We start from the raw sequence: 11,897 nt of genomic DNA, 5'->3' as shown, positions 1-11,897 counted from the left end.
CCGACTCCAGAGCATGATCCCGACGCTCGGGTTCGCACGCTCAAATCAATGCAGGAAGATCGATCTCGAAGCGCGTGCCGCGCTCGGAGTCAACCAGCCTGATCGTGCCATCATGCGCTTTCAGGAGGGCCAGCACGATGCCGAGCCCCATGCCGGTGCCGCCGGTCTCGCGCCGCGTGGTGAAGAAGGGCTCGAAGATCCTGGCGCGGTTGGCGGCCGAGATTCCGTCGCCGTCGTCGCCGATCCGGACCGACGCGCGCTCGCCGTCGGCTGAAGCATGGATCGCCACCTGTCGGGCGGCATGTCGTGCCGAATTGTCGATGAGATTGGCGAGCACGATGCCGAGATTCTCGGCCGAGATGCCGAGCCTGATGTCGCCGCCGCCTTCAAGCCGCGCTTCCAGCCTTGTGTCGATCGGCAAGGACGCCAACGCCGCATGAAGCGTCGTGCTTTCGCCGCTCGGTTCCAGATTTTCAGCGCGCGCCAGGTCAAGCAGCCGGCGCACCAGGAGATTGAGCCGCCCGGCGTCGGTGACGATGTTGTTGGAGAAACGCTGGCGCTCGGCCTCGTCCATCGCGCCGCCGGAATCCCTCAGCAGCTCCGCCGCGCCCTGGATCGCCGTCAACGGCGATTTCAGCTCATGCGAGACATGGGTGGCGAAGGTCTGGATGCTGTCGGAGCGCGCCTGCAGTTTTTGCGCCATGTCGAGGAACGCCGCCGACAGCGCCGCCATCTCGCGCGTGCCGTGATGGGCGAGCGGCCTGATCGCCTCGCGGTCGCCGGCGGCGATGCGTTTCGTCCGCTCGATCAGCGCGTAGATCGGCCGGCTGACAGTACGGATGAACACCAGCGCGATCAGCAGCGTGCCGCCGAGGATGGCGATCGCCGCCAACGTCACCTTGCCGCGCTCGCCATAGAGGTGCTTGACGATGTTGTTCGGCGTTCGCGACAGATAGACCACGCCCGCGACCCGGCCGTCGAGCTCGACCGGCAGGGCGACGAAGACGCGCACCCTGGTGCCGCGGCTCACCGAATAGAGCGGCGGCGGCGGTTGGTCGGGAATGCGCAGCCTGAGCGCGCTGGCATAAGCGCCTGAAAGCGCGGTCCGCACCTCCTCGACATCGCCGAGCGACCGGCCGACCTCGTCGCCGCCGGCGATCACCACGCCGCGCGGATCGAGCAGCCGGAAGCCGGCAAGCGTCGTTTTCTGCGTCTCGTCGAGGATGCCGTCGAGCCGCGCGCCTATTGCCGCGAAGGCCGGATCGGCGGTGGCGGGAAGCGCCGCCGGGCGCGTCGGCATGACATCGTCCGAGGCAAGGTCGAGGCGCGGCTCGATCGGATCATAGGGATAGTTGTTGTCCCTTGCCGGATCGGCCGAGATCGGCGACCCGAGTTTTTCCTGGGGAATGCCGGCAGCGCGCACCTCCTGGGCATAGACGGCGGCGGCGACCGCGCCTTGCGCGATGAGCTCGCCTTCGGTCTGGCGGATGAGCTGGTTCTCGTAGAGCCGGAAGAAGAACAGTCCGACCAGCGGCAGCGCCATCACCAGGATGAGGATGACGACGACGACGGTGGCAAGCCTGGGCCGCCACTTCTCCTTGCTCAACCACCGCATCGGCCGAGCCGGAAGCCAACGCCATGCACCGTGGCGATCGCATCGAGACAGCCGACCGCCGCCAGCTTGGCCCGCACATTGCGGATATGGCTGTCGACCGTGCGCTCCGAGACATGGATGTTGGAGGCATAGGCATTGGCCATCACCGCGTCGCGGCCAAGCACATGCTGCGGGCGGGCGAGGAAGCCCTTCAGGATCGCGAACTCGATCGCCGTCAAGATGAGCGGCTTGCCGTCGAAGCTGGCTTCATGGCTTGCCGGGACGAGCATGAGCTTGCCATGCGCGAATTGACGCTCGTCGGCTTCTTCTTCGACCGGCGCGGGACGCGCGCGCCGCAGGATGACGTTGACGCGGGCGACCAGCTCGCGCGGGCTGAACGGTTTCGTCACATAATCGTCGCCGCCCATCTCCAGCCCGAGCACCCGGTCGATCTCCTCGTCGCGCGCGGACAAAAACAGCACCGGCACGTCGGACTTCTGCCGCAGCCTGCGGCAGACCTCCAGCCCGTCCATCTCCGGCATGCCGATATCGAGCACGATGAGATCGGGCGCGCGGCGCTCGACCGCTTGCAGCGCCGCTGCGCCGTCGGCGACGGCGGCCGTCTTCATGCCGGCCTTTTCCAGCGCGAAGCAGATGATCTCGCGGATATGCGGGTCGTCGTCAGCGACGAGAATGTTGTGCGGCATGAAATCAGCGGCCCGGCGCGTAAGGTTGGATGACGGCAGGATTAGAGCAATTCCAGGGAAAAGTGCGAAATTGTTTTCGGTCGGGAGTGGAGCGGCCTCGGGGCGAAAAGCAGGATACCCGCCCCATGGCATGGTCTTTGCGGCTCGACGAGCCACCAGCCGTCATTGCGGAGCCGGCGCGGCAGCGACCAGCGGGATGTGTGACGTGTTCGCATGACGCCGGTTTCGCCGGCCGGTGCGGTAAGTGCGCGGCGGAATCCCGGAGCTTTTCAGCAAGGGTTTGCAGATTTGGTGCAGGCAGGTCGCCTTTTCGGCGGGATAATCGCGTAGGGCGCTCCCCCTCTCCGTCTCGGCTTCGCCGAGCCACCTCTCTCCCGCCTCTGGCGGGGGCGAGGAACCCAGGCCTGCGAAGGTCGCGCGCCCTCGGCGATTAGCGTTTCCTCGCCCCCACAAAGTGGGGGAGAGGTGGCTCGGCGCGCAGCGTCGAGACGGAGCGGGGGCTGGCGCCGCCATATGCGATTGTCCTGTCCCCTCCGCCTTGCCTCATCCGCCATCACCCGGCATAGATCGGCGATGGCTCAAGAACCCTACCGCCCGCGCCGCTCTGTGCTTTACATTCCCGCCTCCAACGACAAGGCGTTTGCCAAGCTCGGCTCCCTGGCCTGCGACGCCGTCATCATCGATCTCGAAGACGCCGTCCTGCCCGCCGGCAAAAAAGCGGCGCGCGACAAGATTGCCGGCATCCTGGCTGGGCGCCCCGAACGGCGCTGCGAGATGGTGGTGCGCATCAATCCTTTGGCCAGCGAATGGGGCACCCATGACTTGTTGGCAGTGGCCAAGGCCGAGCCCGACGGCATTCTTCTGCCCAAGATCGCCACGCCGCGCGACATCCTCGAGGCCGGCGACCTGCTCGACGACAATTTCGCGCCGGACAGCGTGAAACTATGGGTGATGGTCGAGACGCCCAGGGCGCTGCTCAACATCGGCGCCATCGCCGAACTCGGCCGCGATCCGGCTTCGAGGCTGGCTTGTTTCGTGACCGGAACGAATGACCTGGTGAAGGCGACCGGCATCCTGGCGACGCCCGACCGACGCTATCTGATGCCGTGGCTGATGCAGCTGGTGCTTGCGGCGCGGGCCGGCGGTCTCGATGTCATCGATGGCGTTGCCAATGATTTTCGCGATCTCGGCGCTTTTGCCCGCGAATGCGCCGACGGGGCCGCCATGGGTTTCGACGGCAAGTCGCTGATCCATCCCGCCCAGATCGAGCCGGCGAACCGCGCCTTTTCGCCGTCGCCCGAGAGGCTGGCTGCGGCCCGGGCGATCAAGGATGCGTTCGCGCGGCCCGAGAATGCCGGCAAGGGCGTGATTGCGATGGACGGGCGCATGGTCGAACGGCTGCATCTGGCGGAAGCCGAGAAACTTCTGGCGAAGGCCGCGATCATCGGCGCATGATGCGCCGGTCTTCAAGATAGGCTCGATAAATGAAACTCTACCGCTTTCTGTCCGGTCCGGACGATTCAACTTTCTGCCACAAGGTGACGGCAGCCCTGAACAAGGGCTGGCACCTGTTCGGCTCGCCGACCTATGCCTTTGACCAGCAGACGAAGTCGATGCGCTGCGGCCAGGCCGTGGTGAAGGACGTCGAAGGCCAGGACTACACAGCCGACACCAAGCTCAGCGACTGGTAGGAGGGCAGCAGGCTCTCTCATTCGTCATCCTAGGGCGTAGCGACGCGAAGCGGAGCGCAGACCCTAGGATCCATTCCGTTCCCTCTGCCGAAGGGCGCGGCGGGCCAGAATATAGGGAAATTGCGGTGTCGGGCGGCAGGCGTTCCGTTCTGCACCGCGGCTTGGTGTTGATGGAATGGCATGGATCCTAGGGTCTACGCGCGTCGCTTCGCTCCTTGCTTCGCCCGACGAGGTGCGTGCTCAGCCTGCCGCCGCCTGCTCCGCCGCCTCCTCGATCCGCTCCATGTCGTCGTCCGACAGGCCGAAATGGTGGCCGATCTCATGGATCAGCACGTGGGTGACGATGTCGCCCATCGTCTCTTCATTCTCGGCCCAGTAGTCGAGGATGGCGCGGCGGTAGAGCGTGATGCGGTTTGGACCTTCGCCGGTCTGCGGGTTCCAGCGCTCGGCGATGCCGCGCCCCTCGAACAGACCGAGCAGGTCGAAGGGCGTCTCCAGCGACAGATCGTCCATGATCTCGTCGGTCGGGAACTCGGCGATCTGGATGATGATCTCGCCGGTGAGCTTGCGGAACTCGTCCGGCAGATGGGCATAGGCCTCCAGCGCCAGAAGCTCCATCTCGTCCATCGACGGCGAGAGCTGGTCGTGCCAGGTGCGGGTCTTGTAGATGCGGGCCATGAAATGTCCTTTAATCCCGGCATATAGGCTTTCACGCCGATTGAGGCAAATGGACCGGCTGGGGTGTTCGCTTTCAAGGTAAAAGACGAAGGAATAAATTCCTTGCGACTCTGCTTGACTCTTCCGGGCGCCTCTGGAATCTATAGGAACATAACAGGAACAACTGCTGCTGGAAGTGAACGTCATGGCGATGAGCGCCGTGGCGCGGGACACTGTTTTTGCCCTGCGCCGCCAGATCGCGAAGATCGAGGGAACGCTGCCCGAGCGCCTGCAGGCGCCCTTGGGGTGCGCGCCCGAAGCAATTCCAGGAAAAGTGCGAAGCAGTTTTCCCTCCGGAATGGCGCAAAACCAAACATCCAGCGATGCCGCCGGGCCGGACATGACGATTGTCCGGCGCGGCCTTGCCGTGGCTTCGGCGGATGCTTTCCTGCACACCGGCATCGATAGGCTCGATGCAGCGCTTGGCGGCGGCCTACCCAAGGCGGCGCTCAGCGAAATCCATGGCCTGGAGACCCGCGATGCCGGCGCCGTTGCCGGCTTTGCGCTGTCGCTCGTAAGCCTGGTCCTCAGGGAGAAGCAGGGTCTGCCGATCCTCTGGGTCGGCACGGCGGAAATCTTCCACGAGGCCGGCATGCCCTATGCCAGGGGCCTTCATGCCCTGTTCGGCATCGAGCCTGGGCAATTGCTGTTTTCCGAGGCGCCGAAGCTGCTCGACGCGCTGTGGATTGCCGAGGAGGCCGCCCGCATGACGGCCTTTGCCGCGGTCATCCTCGAGATCCGCGGCAGTCCGCGGCTTCTCGACCTCACCGCCACGCGCCGGCTGCATGCGCGGGCCCGGAGCGCCGGCCGGCCGCTGCTGTTGCTGCGCCAGGCCGGCGAGACCGATCCCACCGCCGCTCCGGTGCGCCTCATCGTTTCGGCGGCGCCCGCGGCAAGCCGCGAGACCCTCGCCGGGCCGCTCGCCGGCTCGATCGGCCGCCCCGCCTTCAAAGTCGATATCGGCAAGAGCCGCACGGCCCTGCCTGGACAGTTCACACTGGAGTGGAACCCCGATGAGCATGCTTTTGCAGAAAGAACAGAGAATTCTGTCGCTGTGGTTCCCGCATCTGGCCGCGGAGCGGATCCTGCGCCAGCGTCTGGGGCGGTCCTGGCGTTCCCGGCCCTCGCATCGCCTGCCGTCGCTTCAGCCGCCGCTGGTGATCAGCCATCGCGACAACAACACCCAGCGCATCGCAGCCCTCGACGAGCGGGCTGAGGCGCTCAGATTGAAGCGCGGCATGGGCATCGCCGATGCGCGCGCCATGCATCCCTCGATCGATGTGGTCGAGGCAGACCCGGAAGCCGACCGCCGCCTGCTCGAAGGCCTTGCCGACTGGTGCGACCGCTACACGCCGCTGGTGGCGATCGACGGCGAGGACGGGCTGTTCCTCGACGTCACCGGCTGCACGCATCTGTTCGGCGGCGAGCGCGCCATGCAGGACGAGATCCTCGCCCGCTTCTTCCAGCAGGGCTTCGATGTTCGCGCCGGGCTGGCCTCGACGCCGGGCGCCGCCTGGGCGGCGGCGCGCTTCCATGGCGATCGCATCGTGGCCGGCGGCGAGGAGGAGGCGCTGCTTTCGCCGCTGCCCTTGTCGGCGCTGCGCATCGCGCCGGAAACCCGCGCCAGCCTGGAAAGTGTGGGCCTGCGCACCGCCGGCGCGGTGATGGCAGCACCCCGCGCGCCGCTCGCCCGCCGTTTCGGCGCCACCTTGCTTCTGCGCCTCGACCAGGCGCTCGGCCGCCTCGACGAGGCCGTGTCGCCGCGCCTTCCCGTCGCGCCGCTCTCGGTCGAGCGCCATCTTGCCGAGCCGGTCGTGCTCACCGACGACATCGAGCGGCTGGTGAGCCGGCTGGCGATCGCCTTGAAGACCGACCTCGAACGCCGCGGCGAGGGCGCAAGGACGCTGGCGCTGCTTCTCTTCCGCGTCGATGGCGCCGTCAACCGCATCGCCGTCGGCACCTCCCGCCCGATGCGCGAGCCGCGTCTGATCCAAAGACTGTTCCATGAGCGGCTCACCGCGCTGGAGCAGAGCATCGACGCCGGCTTCGGCTTCGATCTCGTGCGGCTGTCCGTGCTGTCGGTCGCGGCCTTCGACCTGGTTCAGGGCGACCTCACCGGCGAGACCGACGACGATGACGCCGACATCGCGCTCTTTGCCGACCGCGTCCGCGCCCGTCTCGGCGAAGCCGCCGTGCTGAAGCCGGTGGTCGTCGAAAGCCATCTGCCGGAACGCGCCGTCAAAACCGTGCCTTTCACCGAAGCGCCGCAAGGACGCGCCCCGGCGGCCGGACGGACGCCGCCGCCCCGAACAGCGCCACCGATGACCGTTTACCCGCCGGAGCGGCCGGTGCGCCTGTTCCGCTCGCCCGAGCCGATCGAGGTGCCGGCGACCGAGATCCCGGAGGGACCGCCGATGAATTTCCGCTGGCGGCGCGCGCTCTATCGTGTCGCCCGCGCCGAGGGGCCGGAGCGCATCGCCGCCGAATGGTGGCGCCAGCTGCCCGGCGAGGAAGAGGCGCCGACCCGCGACTATTACCGCATCGAGGACAGCGAGGGACGCCGCTACTGGCTCTACCGCCAGGGCCTCTACAACAGCGCGCCGCAGGCCGCGCCGCCGCGCTGGTTCATGCATGGAGTGTTCGCATGAACGCGCTGACCGTCATCCCCTATGCCGAATTCGGCATAAGCTCGAATTTCTCCTTCCTGCGCGGCGCTTCGAAACCCGAGGAGCTGGTGGTGACGGCGAAGTTCTACGGTTTTGCCTCGATCGGCCTTGCCGACCGCAACACGGTCGCCGGCGTCGTGCGCGCCTGGCAACAGGCCAGGGTGGAAAAGCTCGCCTACCATCCCGGCTGCCGCCTGGTGTTTGGCGACGGCACGCCGGACATCCTCGCCTATCCCCGCGACCGCCAGGGCTGGGGGCATCTCTGCCGCATGCTCACGCAAGCCAATCTGCGCGACGAGAACGAGAAGGGCGCGACGCTGCTCCAGTTGAGCGACCTGCTCGAATGGGGCGATCGGATGTCGCTGGCGATCCTGCCCGATCTGTCGGCACAAGACAACCTGGCATTCATTAGCCGGTTTAAGGATCGCTTCGGCGCAGCGCTCCGGCTGGCCGTGGCGCCGGATTATGCCGGCAACGACCGTTTCCGCATCGAGCAGGCTTCCGCGATGGCCGAGCATGCCCGCGTCCCGCTGATGGCGACCAACGACGTGCTCTACCATGCCGCCGATCGCCGGCCGCTGCAGGACGTGCTGACCGCAATCCGCCTCAACACGCCGGTTTCCGAGGTCGGGCTGGAGCTGATGGCCAATGCCGAGCGCCACCTGAAGCCGCCGCTGGAGATGGCGCGGCTTTTCCGCCGCCACCCGCAGGCGTTGGCCGAGACACTGCGCTTCGCCGACGAGCTCGCCTTCTCGCTCAGCGACCTCGAATACAATTATCCGGACGAGCCGACCGAATCCGGGCTTGGACCGCAGGCCGAGCTCGAACGGTTGGCGCGGGAAGGCGCGGCCGTTCGCTATCCGGCCGGCGTTCCCGAGGATGTGCTGAAACGCATCGACAGCGAGCTCGTTTTGATCGAGCGCCTGAACTATGCCCGCTATTTCCTCACCGTCCATGACATCGTCAAATTCGCCCGCAGCCAGGGCATCCTTTGCCAGGGCCGCGGTTCGGCCGCCAATTCGATCATCTGCTTCTGCATCGGCATCACCGAGGTCGGCCCCGATCGCATCGACACCTTGTTCGAACGTTTCATCTCGGAGGAACGCAACGAGCCGCCCGACATCGACGTCGACTTCGAGCATGAGCGGCGCGAAGAGGTCATTCAGTACATCTATACGAAATACAGCGCCAAGCGCACCGCCTTGGCCGCCGCCGTCATCAGCTATCGCGGCCGCTCGGCCCTGCGCGAGGTGGCCAAGGCCATGGGCTTGTCGGAGGATGTCCGCAGCGCGCTCTCCAGCACCATCTGGGGCTGGTCGACCTCCGAGCTCGGCGAAAGGGAAGCCAATGCCGGCGGCCTCGACCGCACCGATCCGCTGTCGCGGCAGGTGCTGGAGCGCGCCAACGAGATCATGGGCTTTCCCCGCCATCTTTCCCAGCATGTCGGCGGCTTCGTCATCACCCGCGACCGGCTCGACGAGGTCGTGCCCATCGTCAAGACGGCGATGGAGGAGCGCAAGATGGTCGAGTGGGACAAGGACGATCTCGACGCGGTGAAGATCCTCAAGGTGGACGTGCTGGCGCTCGGCATGCTGACCTGCCTGAAGCGCGCCTTCACCTTGCTCACCGATCATTATCCGCGGGCGCGGGATCCATTTGGACAGCCTTATGTGCTCGCGACCCTTCCCGAGGAGGACAGGCGCGTTTACGCCATGATCCAAAGAGCCGACACGCTCGGCGTCTTCCAGATCGAGTCGCGTGCGCAGATGTCGATGCTGCCGCGCCTCAAGCCGGCAAATTTCTACGACCTTGTCATCGAGGTGGCGATCGTGCGCCCCGGCCCGATCCAGGGCGATATGGTGCATCCCTATCTGCGCCGGCGGCAGGGCAAGGAGAAGGCCGAATACCCCAGGCCTGAGTTGGAAGAGATTCTCGGCAAGACCCTTGGGGTACCTTTGTTCCAGGAGCAGGCGATGAAGATCGCCATTGTCGCCGGCGGCTTCAAGCCGGGTGAGGCAGACGAGTTGCGCCGCGCCATGGCGACCTTCAAACGCACCGGCACGATAGGAAACTATGAAACGCGAATGGTCGAGGGAATGGTCAAGAAGGGCTATCCCAGAGAGTTCGCCGAGCGCTGCTTCAAGCAGATTGAAGGCTTTGGCGAATATGGCTTTCCCGAAAGCCATGCCGCGTCCTTCGCGCTGCTTGTCTATGCCTCCTGTTGGTTCAAGACCTTTTATCCCGACGTGTTCTGCGCCGCGATCCTGAATTCCCAGCCGATGGGTTTTTACCAGCCGGCCCAGCTCGTGCGCGATGCGCGCGACCATGGCGTCGAGGTGCGCGAGGTCGACATCAACCATTCCGTCTGGGACTGCACACTGGAGGAAACCGCCTTCGATCCGTCCCGCATTCTCGAGCGCCACGCCTCGATGCGCGGCGTCATCGAGACGGCTCACGCCGTCCGCCTCGGCTTCCGCCAGATCAAGGGCCTGTCCGAAGAGCGCATGGATATAGTCGTCGCCCGCCGCGGCGACGGCTATCGCTCGGTCAGGGACGTCTGGCTGCGTTCGGGCCTCGATGTCGGCGAGATCGAACGATTGGCGCAGGCGGACGCCTTCCGCTCGATCGGCCTCGACCGCCGTGCCGCGCTCTGGGAAGTCCGCGCCCTTGACGGCAAGAGCGCCGCCGAGAAATTGCCGTTGTTCGACCAGCCCTCGCTTCGCCTGCGCGAGCTGGAGCCGGAAACGAAACTGCCGAAAATGCCGCTCGGCGAGCATGTCGTGCACGATTACCGCTCGCTCGGCCTATCTTTGAAGGAACACCCCGTCGCCTTCCTGCGCGAACGGCTGGATCGCGCCGGCGTCACCCCCAACGCCCGTTTGCGGTCTGTGCGCGACGGCCGCCGCGTTTCCGTCGCCGGGCTGGTGCTGGTGCGCCAGCGTCCGGGCAAGGGCAATGCCATTTTCCTCACGCTGGAAGACGAAAAATCGATCGCCAACGTCATCATCTGGCCACGCGTCTTCGACCGCTTCCGCCCGGTGGTCATGGGCGCGCGCTTCATCCGCGTCACCGGCAAGCTGCAGCATGAATCGGACGTCATCCACATCGTCGCCGACCGGATCGAGGATTTGACGTCCTGGCTGAGCGTGCTGCTGGAGACCGCCAATCGGCCGGTCATCGAGCATAATCCCGCCGAACGGCCGGTTGGAACCGCCGCAAGCCGTGGCCGGCCGGTCCATCAGGAGATCGAAGCCCTGTCGGGTGCCGCGCAACAAGTCATGCCGAAAGGGCGGAATTTTCAGTAGAACGATACGGGAAGCAGACGCCCGACTGCGTGTGCCGTCACGATGCACAACTTTGATGTCGGCGGGACAGCGCCCCCCTCTGTCCTACCGGACATCTCCCCCTCAAGGGGGGAGATCAGACGTCACGCCGGCTTTTCGCTAATCTCCTACACTGCAGAATGGACGGGAGGCCCAAGCTGCCAATCTCCCCCCTAGAGGGGGAGATGGCCGGCAGGCCAGAGGGGGGCGCGAAGGATCGCCTACCTACGTCACTGTACCAAGCACAGCCCACTCACGAAGCCCCGCCGAGCCGAGGCGGCGGTGGGGTCAGCATGTCCTCGGCCGAGATCGTGCGCGCCTCCGACGGCAGCATGATCGGGATGCCGTCGCGCACCGGATAAGCGAGCTTCGCCACGCGCGAGACCAGCTCGTTGCGCTCAGGGTCCCAGGTTAGCGGTCCTTTGGTCAGCGGGCAGGCGAGCAGCTCCAGCAGCTTCGGGTCGACCGTGGCTTTTCGTCCGTCCCGTCCGTCCGCCATGAACTCATCCCCGTGCCGGCAAGCTATTGTAGACTCGAGCCAAACTCATCATCCTCGCGCGCCAGCGTCATTTCGGTGATGGCGATCAGTGTTTCGGCGCGCGTCTTCAGGTCCGGCGCTTCCAGCAGCGCCTGCTTCTCGGCCGGCCCGTAGGGCGCCATCATCGACAGCGCGTTGACCAGCATGCCGTTTTCGGCGCGGCTGACGCTTTCCCAGTCGGCCTCGAGGTCGTTGGCCTGCAGATAGGAACGAAAAGCCTTGAGCAGCGCCGGCCGGTCGACGTCGGCGCCGGCCGGGTCTTCCTCGAGGTCGGCGAGAAACGGCGCGATCTTGCACTGCCGGAACGGCGCCTTTGCCGTAAGCTCCTGCACAATGCGGAACCGGCACACGCCCTGCAGCGAGATCAAATAGCGCCCGTCGCCCGTCTCGGCGAGCGAGATGATGCGCCCGGCGCAGCCGACGCTGCACAGTTCAGGCTCGCCGTCGTCGCGCAATGCGCCGTCGAGGCTGGGCTGGATCATGCCGATCAGCCGCGAGCCGGCCATCGCCAGATCGATCATCTGCAGATAGCGCGGCTCGAAAACGTTGAGCGGCATGCGGCCGCCCGGCAGAAGCAGCGCGCCGGCGAGCGGGAAAACCGGGATTGCCGCCGGCAGATCCTTGGCAAGCCTGTAAAGTGCGTTACCGACGCGCACCGCAA

10 protein-coding genes are annotated in these 11,897 nt (G+C 66.0%); 5 read left to right on the top strand and 5 right to left on the bottom strand.

The window, feature by feature from the left end; all coding sequences use genetic code 11:
• Nucleotides 1-40: 40 nt before the first annotated feature.
• Complete coding sequence (locus tag LB529_RS25010; RefSeq protein ID WP_411962576.1) at nt 41-1,543, bottom strand: ATP-binding protein; 1,503 nt, start codon at nt 1,541-1,543, stop codon at nt 41-43.
• A gap of 59 nt (nt 1,544-1,602) precedes the next feature.
• Nucleotides 1,603-2,301 (bottom strand): response regulator transcription factor, encoded by a 699-nt coding sequence (locus LB529_RS25005; RefSeq protein ID WP_224638188.1) that lies wholly within the window; start codon nt 2,299-2,301, stop codon nt 1,603-1,605.
• Between the two features lie 573 nt (nt 2,302-2,874).
• Here LB529_RS25005 and LB529_RS25000 point away from each other — a divergent pair.
• On the top strand, nt 2,875-3,756 hold the full coding sequence (locus tag LB529_RS25000) for an HpcH/HpaI aldolase/citrate lyase family protein (protein WP_224712581.1): 882 nt from the start codon (nt 2,875-2,877) through the stop codon (nt 3,754-3,756).
• Between the two features lie 29 nt (nt 3,757-3,785).
• Nucleotides 3,786-3,992, top strand: coding sequence for a DUF1737 domain-containing protein (locus LB529_RS24995; protein ID WP_140845953.1), 207 nt, complete (start codon nt 3,786-3,788; stop codon nt 3,990-3,992).
• A 240-nt stretch (nt 3,993-4,232) separates the two neighbouring features.
• Here the strand turns inward: LB529_RS24995 and LB529_RS24990 are convergent, their stop codons facing one another.
• Complete coding sequence (locus LB529_RS24990) at nt 4,233-4,670, bottom strand: metallopeptidase family protein (protein WP_095769832.1); 438 nt, start codon at nt 4,668-4,670, stop codon at nt 4,233-4,235.
• A 184-nt stretch (nt 4,671-4,854) separates the two neighbouring features.
• Here LB529_RS24990 and LB529_RS24985 point away from each other — a divergent pair, with 184 nt between their 5' ends.
• From LB529_RS24985 to LB529_RS24975, 3 genes are read left to right on the top strand one after another with little or no spacing between them, the layout of a single operon-like run.
• Nucleotides 4,855-5,925, top strand: coding sequence for an ImuA family protein (locus tag LB529_RS24985; RefSeq protein ID WP_224712580.1), 1,071 nt, complete (start codon nt 4,855-4,857; stop codon nt 5,923-5,925).
• On the top strand, nt 5,867-7,357 hold the full coding sequence (locus LB529_RS24980) for a DUF6504 family protein (RefSeq protein WP_224712579.1): 1,491 nt from the start codon (nt 5,867-5,869) through the stop codon (nt 7,355-7,357). Before LB529_RS24985 ends, LB529_RS24980 begins: the two co-directional genes overlap by 59 nt.
• Nucleotides 7,354-10,680, top strand: a complete 3,327-nt coding sequence (locus LB529_RS24975) for an error-prone DNA polymerase (RefSeq protein WP_224712578.1) — start codon at nt 7,354-7,356, stop codon at nt 10,678-10,680. Before LB529_RS24980 ends, LB529_RS24975 begins: the two co-directional genes overlap by 4 nt.
• Nucleotides 10,681-10,951: 271 nt before the next feature.
• Here LB529_RS24975 and LB529_RS24970 read toward each other — a convergent pair whose 3' ends face one another.
• Both LB529_RS24970 and LB529_RS24965 read right to left on the bottom strand, forming a co-directional pair.
• On the bottom strand, nt 10,952-11,197 hold the full coding sequence (locus tag LB529_RS24970) for a Trm112 family protein (RefSeq protein WP_224633999.1): 246 nt from the start codon (nt 11,195-11,197) through the stop codon (nt 10,952-10,954).
• Nucleotides 11,198-11,220: 23 nt separating this feature from the next.
• Entirely contained in the window at nt 11,221-11,892 is a 672-nt protein-coding gene (locus LB529_RS24965) for an LON peptidase substrate-binding domain-containing protein (RefSeq protein WP_095769837.1), read from the bottom strand.
• Nucleotides 11,893-11,897 lie beyond the last annotated feature (5 nt).

The sequence above is a fragment of the Mesorhizobium sp. CA5 genome, from assembly GCF_020165105.1.
Classification (GTDB): Bacteria; Pseudomonadota; Alphaproteobacteria; order Rhizobiales; family Rhizobiaceae; genus Mesorhizobium.
This window is presented reverse-complemented; position numbering and strand designations above follow the sequence as displayed.